Genomic DNA, 14,643 nt, shown 5'->3' with positions numbered 1-14,643 from the left:
CCGACGGAACGCCAAAACGAAAAAACCCGCCAGAAGGCGGGTTTTTCGGGGGTTCCAGAGATTTTGAAAGCCTTCTCTGGAACCTTGTATGGTGCCGGCACCAGGAATCGAACCCGGGACCTACTGATTACAAGTCAGTTGCTCTACCATCTGAGCTATACCGGCAATGGGGCGTCATTATAACGATCGTTTTGGGCCTGTAAACCACTTAGTTGCGATTGTTCGCAAATAACCTAAGTCACCGGCCCAAAAGGAGAAATTTCTTACCAGCCGCGGTGGATGGTGTTGATGTTTGGCTCGGTCTTGGCAGGGTTGAAGACCAGCTTGTCGTTGTCGCAGCCGCGCTTGCGGCACGGGGTTTCGGCGCGCAGGGGCAGGCCTTTGTCGCCGCCCAGCTGCATGCCAGGGTGGTTCCAGCCGAGGTTGCTGGATTTGTGATGCGACGGGCCGCTGCTGCAGGCGGTCAGGGCCAGGGCGAAGGCAAGCAGGGCGAGGGGTTTGGATAGGGTCACGGGGTCTGGTCCATTGTCGAATCTGGCGCAACGCCAGATGGCCGCAGGGCTGGCAGGCAGCGCGCGACGTCACTTTTTAATGATTTGGGCGGCGGATGATACACGGTTTTTGCGGTTATGTTGGGGGTGATCGCGGCTGAAGCCGGTGGCGGCGGGGGTGTAAGGGAATTCTGGAAAGGCTGGGAAAGTGTTTCAGGATGGTTGCTTCGGACCTATCCTACGCGTGCCGCCGAAGTATCGCTGTTGTCGGGGAAATGGCTCACGGATACCTTTTCCGGGTCGCTCAGGCGACCGGGTGTGAGAACCCGATTTCGAATAAGCGCTACCTGCATATGGTGGCCGTGCGCGGGCAGACTTGGTCTGGCCGGGGTTCCTTATTCACTCGGTTTCTCACCCTGCGTACGGCTGCCACCCAAATCTGGTGAGAAGGGTTTGAGGCAGTTCCTGTTTTCGAATAAGGACCCATGCCATGAAAAAAACCAATCCGGACGAGATCACCACCGCAGGCATCGAAACCTTCCTCCCGGCGGGTAGCCCGTCTCTCAACCTCTTGCGTGTACAGCCCGGCATACCTGTGGATGCTGCCTACGAGCATGTGTCGATTTTGATGGGGTACATCAAGCACTTGGTGCGCGAGGGGGATATGGAGGATGACCACAAGTTTTTGGGGGCGGCTGATTATCTATGTGATATGGCGAAGGCGTTGATGAACGATATCGAGATTGCCAAGGGGCGGGTGCATTGAGACGGGGGGCCGCCGATGTTTGCCGTGAGATCGAGCGCTGCATTCCCCGCGTCGAACACCTTGCAGCCGTTACCCAATTGGGCTACCGCCAAAATCGCTTATGCACAAGCGGCATCAACTACCTGCGCGAAATGCATGCCGCCTTGCTGTGCCACTTGTCTTTGCGCAAATGCCTGTTTTTGCTGGCCTTGCGGTACCTGAAGGAATAAGCCAGGCGCTGGAAATAGCGCTTGGCTCCAACAGGTAATCACAAGCTTGTTCACAGAGTTATCCACAGGTTTTTCTGCGGCTATCTGCCGCGCTCGGCCAGGATCAGAAGGTTGCGCGGGGTCAACGGATAGTCGCAAAACAACCCCACGCGTACGTCATAACCCTGTTCGGCCAGGTACAGGGCGCGGTCCAGTACCAGCCACAGCTCCAGCGGGCGGCGGAACAGGTTGCGTACGCGCTCCAGGTTGCGCACCTCGGCCAGGCGCTGCCAGCCCGCCGCTTCCAGCGCGAGCCAGTCCGGTTCACCGTGAATGGGTACGTGCTTGAGTGCCGCCAGATCACGGCAATACTGCTCGAACGGTTTGCTCAGCCAGGCCACAGGCAGCGATGGCGTGGGCAGGTACTCATCGGCCTCGCGTTGCTGGCGTTGAAGCAGGTCGAAACCCAGCCGCCGCGCCATGGACGTATCACGCTGGCGGCGCACGCGGGCACCGGCGGTGACGGTTTCACTCAGGGGTAAACCCAGGTCGTCCAGCGACAGGTGCAGGCTGGAAGCGCGTGCCGCTGTGGATAACGCCTGGTAGCTCGGAGTGGCGATACGGTTGTAGCAGCATGGGGCCACCGCCAGCTGCCGGCAGCCTTGCTCGCCGGCCAGCCGCAGCAGGCGCACGTGCAGGTCGCCGCACGCGTGCAAGGCAACCACGCTAGTGTCCGAATGCAGATGCCTGGCGCTTTCGGGTGCCATCACATCCTGATGCAGGTGTTGCGCGGGCAAGTGGTGATGGGTGCTCAGTGCCTGGCCGGCTGCGACCAGTTCGGCGTCGTATTCCAGGCATGTCAGCTGTTGGCCGGGTTGCAGCAGGCGGCGGCCGAGGTGGCCTTTGCCTGCGCACCAGTCCAGCCACCGGTGGGGCTGGGCGCCGAAGGCCAGGTGGCTGGCGAAGGCTTCGATCTGCTGCCATTTGCGGCCGGGGACTGCCACGTCCAGGCGGTGGGCGGCTGGCGGCAGTTCGACCTGGGGCAGGCTGCCGAGCGTGGCGAGCTGTTGGGCTTGCTCGGCCAGTTGCGGGAAGGGGGCTGGGAGGCGGTCAGTAGTGCTGTCGGCTTCGGCGTCTGCCAGGGAACATTGGCGCAGGTGGGCAGCCAGTTCGGGGTGGGCGGCCTCCCAGCCTAGTTGCAGGGTAGTGAAGGGGCGCGGTTTCCACAGCTGTTGGTGCTCCACCAGGAACTGGTCGAGGGCCAGGAAGCGGGTGCTTAGGTGGTGGCTGTGGAGGTGGTTGGGCATGGGGAGAAGGTTGTCGGGTTTGAGGGCCTCTTCGCGGGTGAACCCGCTCCCACAGGGTTGGCACAGGTTGGAAGCCTGTGAGGGGCCTGTGGGGCGGGTTTAGCCGCGAAAGGGGCGGTACGGGGTCAGCGACCTTGGCAGGCGTCTACCCGCAACCAGCGCTCCAGCAACTTGAAGCCCTGCACCAGCAGGAACGAGATCAGCAGGTAGAACAGGCCGGCAGCGAAGAAGATTTCCACCGGCAGGTAGGTGCGGGCAATGATGGTACGGGCCATGCCGGTCAGTTCCAGCAGGGTCACCGTACTGGCCAGGGCGCTGGCCTTGAGCATCAGGATCACTTCGTTGCTGTACGCCGGCAGGCCGATGCGCGCGGCCCGGGGCAGCATGATGTAGAACAGGGTCTTGCCCCGCGACATGCCCAGCGCCCGCGCCGCCTCGATCTCACCCTTGGGGATGGACTGCAGCGCGCCGCGCAGGATCTCGGCGATGTAGGCAGCAGTGTGCAGGGTCATGGTCAGCACCGTGCACCAGAACGGGTCGCGCAGGTACGGCCACAGCGAACTGCTGCGCACGGCGTCGAACTGGGCCAGGCCGTAGTACACCAGAAACAGCTGCACCAGCAGCGGTGTGCCGCGGAAGAAGAAGATGTAGCTGAACGGCACCGCGCGCACGTACCAGTGGCGCGAAGAACGGGCGATGCCCAGCGGGATGGCCAGAATCAGCCCGGCCACCACGGCAATGGCCACCAGCTCCAGCGTGAGCGTGGCGCCCTGTGCCAGGCGGGGCAGCCACTTGATGATCACTTCCCAATTCATTGTTCGGCCCTCGCGAAGCCGCGAGCGGCGCGTTTTTCCATGAAGTGCATACCGGTCATGGCAATGATGGTGAGGCCCAGGTAGATGCAGGCGGCGACCATGTAGAAGGTGAAGGGCTCCTTGGTCACGGTCACGCCGATTTGCGCGTGGCGCATGATTTCTTCAAGGCCGATCACCGACACCAGGGCGGTGTCCTTCATCAGGATCATGAACAGGTTGCCCAGGCCGGGCAGGGCGATGCGCCACATCTGCGGCAGGATGATGCGCGACAGGATACGCCCCTTGGTCATGCCCAAGGCCAGCCCGGCCTCGCGGTGCCCTTTGGGGATGGCCAGGATGGCGCCGCGGAACACCTCGGTAGCATAGGCGCCAAAGCACAGGCCCAGGGCGATGACGCCGGCGGCAAATGCACTCAGCTCCAGGCCCGGCATGTTCAGGGCATCGCCCAGGCTGCTCATCAGGCCGACGGTGCCGAAATAGATCAGCAGCACCCACAGCAGTTCGGGTATGCCGCGTACCAGGGTGGAGTAGAAGCCGCCAAGCCACTGCAGCGGCTTGATCGAGGAAGTCTTGGCCAGGGCGCCGAGCAGGCCCAGCACCAGCCCCAGCAGCAAGGCGCAAAGCGCCAGTTTTACGGTCATCAGGGTGCCGGCCATCATGGCCGGGCCGAATCCGTGCAGGTCGATATTCATGGGCAGGTCATTTTAGGGACTGGCACGCCGCAAGGGCGCGCCGGTCGGGGCGGGTCATTCGATGCTGAACGGGAAGTACTTGTCGTTGATCTTCTTGTACGTGCCGTCGGCCTTGATTTCGGCCAGGGCCTTGTTCAGGTCGTCGCGCAGCTTGGTGTCACCCTTGCGCACGGCGATGCCGATCTTGTCGCTGTCCACCACCGGCTCGCCCTTGAACTCGAAGTTGGAGCCGTCCTTGCTTTTCAGCCACTCGTACTGCACGTACTTGTCGGCCAGGATGCCGTCGATGCGGCCGGCGACCAGGTCGAGGTAGGCGTTTTCCTGGGTGTCGTACAGCTTGATGTCCAGGTCGCTGCCGTAGTTGTCTTCAAGCCAGGTGCCCGCCAGGGTGGCGCGCTGGGTACCGATGGTCTTGCCCTTGAGGTAGGCCTTGTCGGTTTTGAAGTCGACGTTTTTCGGCGCGATGAACTGCAGCTTGTTGGAGTAGTAGGGGTCGGTGAAGTCCACGGCCTGCTTGCGCTCGTCGGTGATCGACAGCGACGACACCAGGAAGTCGAACTTCTTGGCGTTCAGGGCCGGGATGATGCCGTCCCAGTCAGAGGTGACCACCGAGCACTCGACCTTCATCTTGGCGCACAGGGCGTCGCCGATGTCCTTGTCGAAGCCCACGACGTTGCCGCTGGCGTCCTTGTTGTTGAACGGCGGGTAGGCCGCTTCGATACCCATGCGCAGTTTTTCTGCGGCCAGGGCGTTGGCCGACATCACCAGGGTGGCTGCAGCGGCCAGGAGAAACTTCTTGTAGGTTTGCATGTATTGCTCCGTTAGCGGTGGCTGGACATGAATTGCTTGCAACGCGCCGAGGTCGGGTTTTCGAAGACCTGCTGCGGCGATCCCTGCTCTTCGACCAGGCCCTGGTGCAGGAAGACCACTTCACTGGACACCTGGCGGGCAAAGTTCATCTCGTGCGTCACCAGCAGCATGGTACGGCCTTCTTCGGCCAATGCGCGGATAACGTTTAGCACTTCCTGGACCATTTCCGGATCGAGGGCCGATGTGGGCTCGTCGAACAGGATCACCTTGGGTTTCATGGCCAGGGTACGGGCAATGGCGGCGCGCTGTTGCTGGCCACCGGAAAGCTGGGCGGGGTAGCTGTGGCGCTTGTCGTAGATACCCACCTTGTTCAGCAGCGCTTCGGCTGCCTCCACGGCTTCGGCCTTGCTCTGGCCGAGGACGCGGCGTGGGGCCTCGATGATGTTGTCGAGGATGGACATGTGCGGCCACAGGTTGAAGTTCTGGAAGACGAAGCCGATTTCGCTGCGCAGGCGGTTGATCTGGCGGTTGTCGGCAGCGATCAGGTCGCCGTTCTTCGCGGCCTTGAGCTTGAGGGCTTCACCGGCAACCAGGATTTCGCCCTGGTGCGGGTTTTCCAGCAGGTTGATGCAGCGCAGCAGGGTGGACTTGCCGGAGCCGGACGACCCCAGGATGGAGATCACGTCACCGTCGCGTGCGGTCAGCGAAATGCCCTTGAGAATTTCCTGCTCGCCGTAGCGTTTGTGCAGGTTGCGGATTTCCAGCGCGGGCGTGGCCTGAGCCATGTGCGGTCCTCATGTGTTCGGGTGCGTTCCCAGCTGTTGGCGGCCTTCCTGGCGTGCGCCAAGCTAGCATAGCGGCATTATGACGGCCAACAGGGTTGCCGGGCAGTCTGGGCCTTGGTGGGGCAGTTTGTCGCATCGTTGCAGCGCAACGTCGCGCGGATGTCCACCCGCGTTGTCGCCCGGCACCTGAGCCTTGATGAAAAAAGGCGCGATGGTGCCAGTTTTGGCCGGCTCAGGGAAGCGCTTTCGGACCGTTTGCTGAGTAAACCTGACCACGCGGGCAGCGCTCCACTGATGCAGGGCTGCACCTGGCAAGCGTGTAAAACGGCGTCGTGGTTGTACCTCCCGGTTGCACTTTTTTGCCTCGCCATGGTGCGTGGGTGTTACCGAGGGGCACCCGTGGTGCATTTGTAAGTGGGTATTTCCGTAATCCGATGATTCGGCGATGATTCGGTCACGGGCTGGCCGAATGCGCTCCATCCCGCGTCAATCAAGGCTTACGCACAATCTTGGTGCGGTGGGTTGGCACATGGCGCGCTTATTGCCAGTACGAAACCGCAGATTGCAGCGTTGCCCACCTCAACCCAGGGCACGCCTGACTCGCAATCGATGTGGTCCACTCCTTACAAAGGTAGTTTTATGAGCGGTAACAATTCCAACGACCTCGCTCAGGGGCTCAAACAACGGCATGTGACCATGCTGTCTATCGCTGGCGTCATCGGTGCCGGCCTGTTCGTCGGCTCCGGCCATGCCATTGCCGCTGCCGGCCCCGCCGTACTGCTGGCCTATGCGGCTGCCGGTACGCTGGTGGTGCTGGTGATGCGCATGCTGGGTGAAATGGCGGTCGCCTCACCCGACACGGGTTCGTTTTCCACCTATGCCGACCGCGCCATCGGGCGCTGGGCGGGCTTCACCATCGGCTGGCTGTACTGGTGGTTCTGGGTGCTGGTGATTCCGCTGGAAGCCAACGCGGCGGCGGCCATTCTGCATGCCTGGTTCCCTGCGGTAGACCTGTGGGCGTTCTCGCTGATCATTACCCTGGCACTCACCGTCACCAACCTGTTCAGCGTGAAGAACTACGGCGAGTTCGAGTTCTGGTTCGCGCTGCTGAAGGTGCTGGCCATCATCGGCTTCATCGTGGTGGGCTGCGTGGCCATGTTCGGCCTGGTGCCCAGCAGCCAGGTCAGCGGTATCAGCCACCTGTTCGACACCCAGGGCTTCATGCCCAACGGCCTGGGCGCGGTGCTGGCAGCCATGCTGACCACCATGTTCTCGTTCATGGGTACTGAAATCGTCACCATCGCGGCGGCCGAGTCCAAGGACCCGGGCAAGCAAATCAGCCGTGCCACCAACTCGGTGATCTGGCGTATCTGCCTGTTCTACCTGGTGTCCATCTTCCTGGTCGTTGCCCTGGTGCCATGGAACGACCCGGCCCTGGCAGAAACCGGTTCGTACCAGACCGTGCTCAGCCGTATCGGTGTGCCGAATGCCAAGCTGATCGTCGATATCGTGGTACTGATCGCGGTGACCAGCTGCCTCAACTCGGCGCTGTACACCTCTTCGCGCATGCTGTTCTCCCTGAGCAAGCGCGGCGACGCACCGGCCATGGCTCAGCGCACCACCAAGGCAGCGACCCCGCATGTGGCGGTATTGCTGTCCACGGCTGCGGCTTTCCTGTGTGTGTTCGCCAACTTCCTGGCCCCGGCGCAGGTGTTCGAGTTCCTGCTGGCCAGTTCTGGCGCCATCGCGCTGCTGGTGTACCTGGTGATTGCCGTGTCGCAACTGCGCATGCGGGCCCAGCGTGAAGCCCGTGGCGAGAAGATCGCCTTCAAGATGTGGCTGTTCCCGGGGCTGACCTGGGCCACCATTGCCTTCATCGTTGCGGTACTGGGCGTGATGGCGCTGCGTGAAGACCACCGTATCGAAATCATCGCCACCGCATTGCTGAGCATTGCGGTAGTGGCGGCGGGGCTGCTGGTGCATCGCAAGCGTGAAGCTGCAGGGCGGGTGGCGCTGGATAACTGACCCGCGCTGGCTGCAACGAAAAGGCCGCGCCCTGTTGAGGGTGCGGCCTTTTTTTGCCTGTGCTGGCTTCTTCGCGGGTGAACCCGCTCCCACAGGGTGGGCGGGGCTGTTGGGGCGCTGTCAGCCGAACTGCTTCTGCTGTTGCTGCTGTTTGGCCACAAGCTCGGAAGCGGTGATATAGGCATTCTGGAACTCATCACTCTCCAGCCATGCCATGGTGGTGTCTTCATCAGCACCGTCGAGCCACTTACGGTAGGCGCTGAACACCAGCACGATGTAGTCGGTGGCGTGTTCTTCCTTGTGCCCCTTGAGCACCAGGGCCAGCAACGGGTCTACCAGGAACACCGAAATCATCGGGACCAGGCCGTCCTCCTGGGCTTCCTTCATCTTCTTGAACAGCGGCTCGTAACTGCCCGATTCCATGGCCTTGTCGTACACCTGCTGAACACTGGCGCTGTCGCCGGCACTGGCCTTGACCGCCTGGCCGCTGCGGACCATGCGGTTCTGCTTGGCCTTGGTGGCGGCGCGCTTGGCGCGTTTCTGTTGCTTGGTGGAGGTGGCCATGAGTGGAGTCCTTTGGGGGTGCCGTGAAAAGTGCGTATTGAAGCGCAGATGCCTGCGAAACCCAAGCAGCTTCGGCAGGTCTCAGACACACTACCCACACTTCATCACCTCCCTGGACCTTCACGGATGAAAGTACCCGTATTAGCCGGCCTGCTGGCCGTCGCCCTGGCCGGCTGTGGCAACATTGCTGCCGTCAAATCGTTCAACACGCCCTATGGCTCACCCACTGCCGGGGACACCGCACGCCTGCGCGTCATCGCCAATGGCATGGTGCGGGCGGTGCCCGAGAAGGATTGCGTGGACTGGTACAGCCCCGGTGCAGGCGTGATCGCTGTACCGAAAAAGGGCTTCGCCGACCGTAACGGCGAAACCCTGGGCATGCCTGCCGGCGCGGCTGTGGGCAGGGGGGATGCTGTTAGCGAAGTGCTGGTGCCGGCCGGCAAGCCCTTCACCTTGCACTTTCTGGACGGCGGCAGTTCCCCGGCATACGGCACCGTGGAAAACTGCCTGGGCATGTTCTGGTTCGTGCCGGAAAAAGGCGCCGACTACGAGCTGGTACTGCGTGGTTACAGCGCCTGTGGCGGCACGCTCAAGCGCCTGGGCAGCACCGATCAGGTGCCCAGGCACAAAGCCGAATACTGCAGCGCCATCGCCAACTTCTAAGGCCAGGCGGGTTACGCCACCGCTTCATCTTCCTCGAAACCGCGTGATGCCCGGCCTACCAGCAGGGCATCCGGCGCGTGGGCCACGCGGTGGTCTTTGCCGGGGTAGTCCAGCGAGTGCAGGAAGTGGCGGATGCAGTTGATGCGCGCGCGTTTCTTGTCATCGGACTTGATCACCGTCCAGGGCGCATCTGCGGTGTCGGTGTGGAAGAACATGGCCTCCTTGGCGGCGGTGTAGTCTTCCCACTTGTCCAGCGACTTGATGTCGATGGGCGACAGCTTCCAGTGCTTCAGCGGGTCGTCGCGGCGCGAGATGAAGCGGCGCAGCTGCTCTTCGCGGTTTACCGAGAACCAGTACTTGAACAGCAGAATGCCGCTGTTGCACAGCATGCGCTCCAGGTCTGGCGCCTGGCGCATGAATTCCAGGTACTGCAGCGGCGTGCAGAAGTCCATCACCCGCTCGACCCCGGCGCGGTTGTACCAGGAGCGATCGAAGAACACCATTTCCCCGGCCGTGGGCAAATGCTGCACATAGCGCTGGAAGTACCACTGGCCCTTTTCCTGTTCCGAGGGCTTCTCCAGGGCAACGATGCGCGCACCCCGCGGGTTCAGGTGTTCCATGAAGCGCTTGATGGTCCCGCCCTTGCCAGCCGCGTCGCGCCCTTCGAACAGAATCACTACCCGCTGCCCGGTGTCCTTCACCCAGCTTTGCACCTTCAGCAGTTCGATTTGCAGGGCGTGCTTGGCCTTTTCGTAGTCCTGGCGTCGCAGCCGCGTGCGGTACGGGTAGCTCGCCGGAAGCTTGGCCGAGGTGCTGTCTTCGGTGCTGCCCTTGGGCGCACTGGCCACTTCAAGCGCGGCGGGTGCCTGGCTGACCTGGGTGATGGCAGGTTCAGGCTTGCGCTGACGAGGGCGGCGCGTGCGTGCGGGGGTGGCGGCGGATGGGGCGGGGGCGGGGAGTTGCAGGGGGGCGTCTTCGCTCATGGAGGTCCTTGGTTATTGATCCGGATTTCCATTAGCTACCTTATGGCGCGCCTAGTGCTGGCCCTTTGATGTTGGTCAACGGGGTGTCGATAAATAGTTTGGTACAGCTAAAAATAGGGAGGGCGTTGACCATGGTTTACATTACTTAGCGAGTCGACTACTGGCCTATCAGAGAAGGATTTCACTCATCCCTGCCATGACACATACAAAATTGACCAAGTGGGACGCCGTCGACCATTTGAAAACAGAGGAAGACATGGCCCTCTATCTTGAGGCCTGTCTGGAAGAAAACGACCCTACGCTGCTGGCCGCCGCCCTCGGTGATATCGCGCGCGCTCGCGGTATGGCCCAGCTCGCACGTGATACTGGGCTGACCAGGGAGAGCTTGTACAAGGCGCTGTCTGCGGAGGGGAACCTGAGCCTGGCGACGATCATGAAAGTAATGGCTGCATTGGGGGTCAGGCTGCATGCCGAGGTGGTGCCGCGGACTTAGGGATGATGCCGCCTGTCGCGGCTGATATGGCGGCGACGGCAGTTCCGAGATCAAAATAATCCAGACAACAAAAAACCCGCACTAGGCGGGTTTCTTGTTGTCGCTTCGGGTAACTTTGCAACCACCAGAAGCTGAAGGTGGTGCCCAGAGACGGAGTCGAACCGCCGACACGAGGATTTTCAATCCTCTGCTCTACCGACTGAGCTATCTGGGCGACGAGGTGAATTAAATAGACTTTCAGACCGCTCGTCAACGACTTTTTGAAAAAATTTTAAATCAATTCCGTCGCTTACGTTCCTTGGGGTCATTCCGAGGGTGGCACGTAGCCTTCGGCCTGGGCGTACTCTTCGCCGGCGAAAAACTTGTCCATCTCGGCCTGGAGGAATTTGCGGTCCTCGGCGTTCATCATGTTCAGGCGCTTTTCGTTGATCAGCATGGTCTGGTGTTTCTGCCAGTCGGCCCAGGCCTTCTGCGAGATGTGATCGAAGATGTCCTGGCCCTTGGCGCCGGGGTAGGGCGGGCGGTCCAGGCCGGGCAGTTCTTCGTTGTACTTGCGGCACATCACGGTGCGGGTCATCAGGCATCTCCTGCAATCAGTTCGTCGGCTGCGCGTTTCAGCAGCTTCTTCACCGGGGCAGCGAGGCCCAGGCGGGGTGGGGTGGCGAGGTTATACCAGAGCCAGTCGGCCTCGGCCACGTGCTCGCCGACCGGGTCGACGCGCACCAGCCAAGGCTCGATGGCCAGCTGGAAGTGGCTGAACGTGTGGGTAAGGCCGCCCAGGGCGCGGCTACCCGCCAGGCGCAGGCCGTGCTGGTAGGCCAGGTCGTCGAGCTGGGCGATGTCGTCCAGCTCCGGCAGGCTCCACAACCCGCCCCACAGGCCGCTGGAGGGGCGGCGGTACAGCAGGATGGCGCCCTGGGCATTGGCCAGCAGCGGCATCAGCGTGCGCCGCTGCGGCAACGCCTTGCGTGGCTTGGGCTCGGGGTAGCGGGTTTCTTCGCCATGCAGGTGCGCCTCGCAGCCACGGCGCACCGGGCAGATCAGGCAACTGGGCTTGCTGCGGGTACACAGGGTGGCGCCCAGGTCCATCATCGCTTGGGTGTAGTGGTTGGCGCGCTGCTGCGGGGTGAAGCGCTCGGCCGTTGCCCACAGCTGGTTGGCGACCTTGGGCTCGCCCGGGTAGCCGGCCTGGGCGGTGAAGCGCGCCAGTACGCGCTTCACGTTACCGTCCAGGATCGGCGCACGGATGCCCATGCTGATGCTGGCAATGGCCCCGGCGGTGGAGCGGCCGATGCCGGGCAGCTCGGTGAGCTGTTCGACGCTGCGCGGGAACTCGCCGCCGTGCTGCTCTACCACCATTCTGGCTGCCTTCTGCAGGTTGCGGGCGCGGGTGTAGTAGCCCAGGCCCGTCCACAGGTGCAGCACTTCGTCTTCCGGGGCTTCGGCCAGCGCCTGCACGGTCGGCAGCGCCTGCATGAAGCGGTCGAAGTAGTTGAGCACGGTGCTCACCTGGGTTTGTTGCAGCATGATTTCGGACACCCACACCCGGTACGGGTTGATGCCCTGCTGCCAGGGCAAGTCGTGGCGGCCGTGCTGGTCATACCAGCCCAGCACAGCGCTGGAGAACTGCTCGGGGGTCATCGCTTGAACAGCCCCTTGAGCGCGTCTTTGAGTTCCGGGCTCACTTTGTCTCCGAGTTTTTCATCAAGCTTTTCATCAATCTTGTCCTTCAGGCGGTTGCCGGCCAGTTTGGCCGCGACCTTGCCCATGCCTTCCTGGTCCAGGCGGCAGGCCTTGGCGCCCAGCTCCAGCGGGCCACGGCAGCGCAGCGGCAGTTCCACACCCACGTAGCGTTCGTTCACCTGGCAGGCAGGGTCGGGCATGGCGCGCTGGTCGCCTTCCACGATCACACCCACGTTGTAGTCCATGCCCAGCACGCGCAGGTCCACGTCACCGTGGCCGTTCACGGTAAGGCCAGGGATACGCACTTTCAGGTCCGGGTTGCTGGCCACACCGTTGCGCACCACCACGCTGCCGCGCAGCTCCTGGAACGGGGTGTCCTTGCCGCGTGGTTCGCCACTGAGCGACTTGCGGTTGAGCGTGGCGATGGCCTGGCACAGCTGCTGTTCCAGGTTGGCATTGACCAGCACGCCGTCATTGATGGTGAAGTTGGCGTTGCCGTTGAGGGTGTCCACCAGCGCCTTTTGGCTGTTGCCGGTGGCCGTCAGGTCGCTGGACAGGGTCAGCAGGCCTTTCACCGGCGGGGTCTGCTGCTTGCCGTCGGTCTTGATGAAGTGCTCCACCGGCACCCGCTGGATACGGGTGTTCACCCCCAGTTGCGGCACAGCAGGGCGCACGTCGACCGTGCCCTTGGCCTCGAAGCTGCCGTTGTACAGGTCACCGCGCAGGGTTTGCAGGGTCAGCAGGCCGCCCTGGCCGTTGGCGGTGAGGCGGGCATTGCTGATTGGCAGCTTGTCCAGGGTCAAGGCGCCGAAGCTCAGGTCGGCCTGCAGGTCCAGGGCCCGCAGGCGGTCCACCGGCAGCAGCTTGTCATTGCTCCAGGCAACTTGGGTGGGGGCGTTGGGCAGCGGCGTACTGCCGGCACCGGCCACGGCACTGGCCTCCTGCTGCTGCACTTCGGCCTGGCGCGCGGCGGTGGCGCCTTTGGCCTCCTGGCTTTTGGCCGACAGATAGCGGTCGGCGTCAAAGGTGTCGCCCTTCAATTGCACCCGCAGGGCTTGCTTGGCGAAGTCCTCGATGGCTACGCGGCCGGTGAAGGCGCTGGCGTCCAGCTTCACTGCCAGGTCTTCAAGGGCCAGGCTGGCTGGCGTGCCTTGCAGGCGGGTGACCAGTTCCAGCTTGGTGAGTGCCGTGGCGTCATTGGTGGCTGGCAGCGGGTGGCCGATGCTGTCCATGAACGCGCGCAGGTCGAACTGGGCGATGGACAGGCCCCCGCTCACTTGCGGCGCCTTGTCCAGGTCACGCAGGTTCAGCTCGCCAAGGGCGCGCAGCTGGTTGGCCGACACCTTCAGGCCGTTCCACGAGGCGACGTTGGCGCCCTGGTCCAGCAGCAGTTGGCCCTGGGCGGCAAAGGTCACGGTCTTGCCGCCGGTAGGCTCACCCGAGGTTTCGCCCGACAGGCGCATGTCCTCCAGGTTGTAGCGCTTGAGCTTGCGGTCAAACCGCAGCTCGCCGGCAAGCTCGGTGCGGGCCTTGATGTTCGGCTGGCTGGCGCTGATGAAGGCGCTGGCCTTGAGCGGGATGTTCACGCCTTCATGCACGGGGCCGGTGCTCAGCTGGATGCTTTCGGCGTTGTAGCTGTTGCCGGTGCGTGCGTCGGTGTACTGCACGCGGGCGTTGTTCACGGTGAGGCTGTCGATATCCAGCTTCACCGGGCGCTCGTTGCCATCGGCAGGCCGAGGCTGGGCGCCGGCCGCAGGCGTGGCGTCGGCTTGCGCAGCCTTGCCCGGCTCGCCCTGGGCCGGCAGCGGCTTGCCGATATCTTCCCAGTTGCCATGGCCCTGTTCGTCGCGGGCCAGGGTCAGGTTCAAGCCTTCGACGCGCACGTCGCTCATCTGCACTTCGCGGCGCAGCAAAGGCAGCACGCGCACAGACAGGCCAAGCATCTGCAAGTCGGCGAAGGGCTCCTTGGGCGTGTTCAGGGTGGCGATGCTGGCTTCATGCAGCTCCAGCCCAAGCCATGGGAACAGGCTCCAGCCGATGTCCCCGTTGAGGGTCAGCTCCACATGAGCCTTGTCGCGTGCCAGCTGGCGAATCTCGTCTTTGTAGTCGTTGGGATCGAAGAGGTGGGTCAGGGCGAAGCCCAGCGCCACGATGATCAGCAACAACCCGAGAAGCCCGAGGCCCAGGATTTTGCCGAACGCTTTCATGGGCGAGTCCTTGTAGTCCGATTTTGAATTCAAGCGGCAGAGTATAGCGCCGCAGCGCCTATCCTACGCATGCATCGGATAGGACGGCTTCAATCGGCACTGCCGCTGTGGCAAGCAGAGGAGTGTTTGGATCTTGTCAGGCAGGACCGGTTCAGCTGCGCCACAATAAGC

At 62.8% G+C, this 14,643-nt stretch carries 15 protein-coding genes and 2 tRNA genes; 4 read left to right on the top strand and 13 right to left on the bottom strand.

All coding sequences use genetic code 11. The features are described 5' to 3' along the window. Positions 1 to 89: 89 nt before the first annotated feature. Positions 90 to 165 (bottom strand) — tRNA-Thr (locus PPA02S_RS18795). A 98-nt stretch (positions 166 to 263) separates the two neighbouring features. After that, a complete protein-coding gene (locus PPA02S_RS18790) occupies positions 264 to 512 on the bottom strand; it encodes a hypothetical protein (protein ID WP_028635322.1) in 249 nt (82 codons plus the stop codon). Between the two features lie 469 nt (positions 513 to 981). On the opposite strand from PPA02S_RS18790, the gene PPA02S_RS18785 reads away from it, so the two are divergent. Next, on the top strand, positions 982 to 1,257 hold the full coding sequence (locus tag PPA02S_RS18785; protein WP_028635321.1) for a DUF3077 domain-containing protein: 276 nt from the start codon (positions 982 to 984) through the stop codon (positions 1,255 to 1,257). Between the two features lie 289 nt (positions 1,258 to 1,546). Here PPA02S_RS18785 and PPA02S_RS18775 read toward each other — a convergent pair whose 3' ends face one another. From PPA02S_RS18775 to PPA02S_RS18755, 5 genes are all read right to left on the bottom strand, one after another. Beyond that, a complete protein-coding gene (locus PPA02S_RS18775) occupies positions 1,547 to 2,752 on the bottom strand; it encodes a methyltransferase (protein WP_028635319.1) in 1,206 nt (401 codons plus the stop codon). A gap of 125 nt (positions 2,753 to 2,877) precedes the next feature. Continuing rightward, on the bottom strand, positions 2,878 to 3,567 hold the full coding sequence (locus PPA02S_RS18770) for an ABC transporter permease (RefSeq protein ID WP_028635318.1): 690 nt from the start codon (positions 3,565 to 3,567) through the stop codon (positions 2,878 to 2,880). After that, the gene (locus PPA02S_RS18765; RefSeq protein ID WP_028635317.1) at positions 3,564 to 4,259 is read right to left on the bottom strand and encodes an ABC transporter permease; all 696 of its coding nucleotides are present in this window, start codon (positions 4,257 to 4,259) and stop codon (positions 3,564 to 3,566) included. The genes PPA02S_RS18770 and PPA02S_RS18765 overlap by 4 nt, the downstream gene beginning before the upstream one ends. Positions 4,260 to 4,313: 54 nt before the next feature. Continuing rightward, a complete protein-coding gene (locus PPA02S_RS18760; protein ID WP_028635316.1) occupies positions 4,314 to 5,069 on the bottom strand; it encodes an ABC transporter substrate-binding protein in 756 nt (251 codons plus the stop codon). Between the two features lie 11 nt (positions 5,070 to 5,080). Further along, the gene (locus tag PPA02S_RS18755; protein WP_028635315.1) at positions 5,081 to 5,854 is read right to left on the bottom strand and encodes an ABC transporter ATP-binding protein; all 774 of its coding nucleotides are present in this window, start codon (positions 5,852 to 5,854) and stop codon (positions 5,081 to 5,083) included. Positions 5,855 to 6,493: 639 nt separating this feature from the next. On the opposite strand from PPA02S_RS18755, the gene gabP reads away from it, so the two are divergent. Next, a complete protein-coding gene (gene gabP / locus PPA02S_RS18750; RefSeq protein WP_028635314.1) occupies positions 6,494 to 7,879 on the top strand; it encodes a GABA permease in 1,386 nt (461 codons plus the stop codon). A gap of 120 nt (positions 7,880 to 7,999) precedes the next feature. Here gabP and PPA02S_RS18745 read toward each other — a convergent pair whose 3' ends face one another. Continuing rightward, positions 8,000 to 8,443: a hypothetical protein gene (locus PPA02S_RS18745; RefSeq protein ID WP_028635313.1), complete on the bottom strand. Its 444-nt coding sequence runs from the start codon at positions 8,441 to 8,443 to the stop codon at positions 8,000 to 8,002. 126 nt (positions 8,444 to 8,569) lie between these two features. Here PPA02S_RS18745 and PPA02S_RS18740 point away from each other — a divergent pair, with 126 nt between their 5' ends. After that, on the top strand, positions 8,570 to 9,106 hold the full coding sequence (locus tag PPA02S_RS18740) for a hypothetical protein (protein ID WP_028635312.1): 537 nt from the start codon (positions 8,570 to 8,572) through the stop codon (positions 9,104 to 9,106). 11 nt (positions 9,107 to 9,117) lie between these two features. Here PPA02S_RS18740 and ppk2 read toward each other — a convergent pair whose 3' ends face one another. Beyond that, on the bottom strand, positions 9,118 to 10,089 hold the full coding sequence (gene ppk2 / locus PPA02S_RS18735; protein WP_028635311.1) for a polyphosphate kinase 2: 972 nt from the start codon (positions 10,087 to 10,089) through the stop codon (positions 9,118 to 9,120). Between the two features lie 196 nt (positions 10,090 to 10,285). Here ppk2 and PPA02S_RS18730 point away from each other — a divergent pair, with 196 nt between their 5' ends. Beyond that, positions 10,286 to 10,582, top strand: a complete 297-nt coding sequence (locus PPA02S_RS18730) for an addiction module antidote protein (RefSeq protein WP_028635310.1) — start codon at positions 10,286 to 10,288, stop codon at positions 10,580 to 10,582. A gap of 138 nt (positions 10,583 to 10,720) precedes the next feature. Here PPA02S_RS18730 and PPA02S_RS18725 read toward each other — a convergent pair. The 4 genes from PPA02S_RS18725 to PPA02S_RS18710 form a co-directional block, all read right to left on the bottom strand. Further along, positions 10,721 to 10,796, bottom strand: a tRNA-Phe gene (locus tag PPA02S_RS18725). A 90-nt stretch (positions 10,797 to 10,886) separates the two neighbouring features. Continuing rightward, positions 10,887 to 11,159: an oxidative damage protection protein gene (locus PPA02S_RS18720; protein WP_028635309.1), complete on the bottom strand. Its 273-nt coding sequence runs from the start codon at positions 11,157 to 11,159 to the stop codon at positions 10,887 to 10,889. Beyond that, the gene (gene mutY, locus PPA02S_RS18715; protein ID WP_028635308.1) at positions 11,159 to 12,223 is read right to left on the bottom strand and encodes an A/G-specific adenine glycosylase; all 1,065 of its coding nucleotides are present in this window, start codon (positions 12,221 to 12,223) and stop codon (positions 11,159 to 11,161) included. Before mutY ends, PPA02S_RS18720 begins: the two co-directional genes overlap by 1 nt. After that, on the bottom strand, positions 12,220 to 14,472 hold the full coding sequence (locus tag PPA02S_RS18710) for an AsmA family protein (RefSeq protein ID WP_028635307.1): 2,253 nt from the start codon (positions 14,470 to 14,472) through the stop codon (positions 12,220 to 12,222). The genes mutY and PPA02S_RS18710 overlap by 4 nt, the downstream gene beginning before the upstream one ends. Positions 14,473 to 14,643 lie beyond the last annotated feature (171 nt).

The organism is Pseudomonas parafulva NBRC 16636 = DSM 17004, from assembly GCF_000730645.1.
GTDB lineage: Bacteria > Pseudomonadota > Gammaproteobacteria > Pseudomonadales > Pseudomonadaceae > Aquipseudomonas > Aquipseudomonas parafulva.
This window is presented reverse-complemented; position numbering and strand designations above follow the sequence as displayed.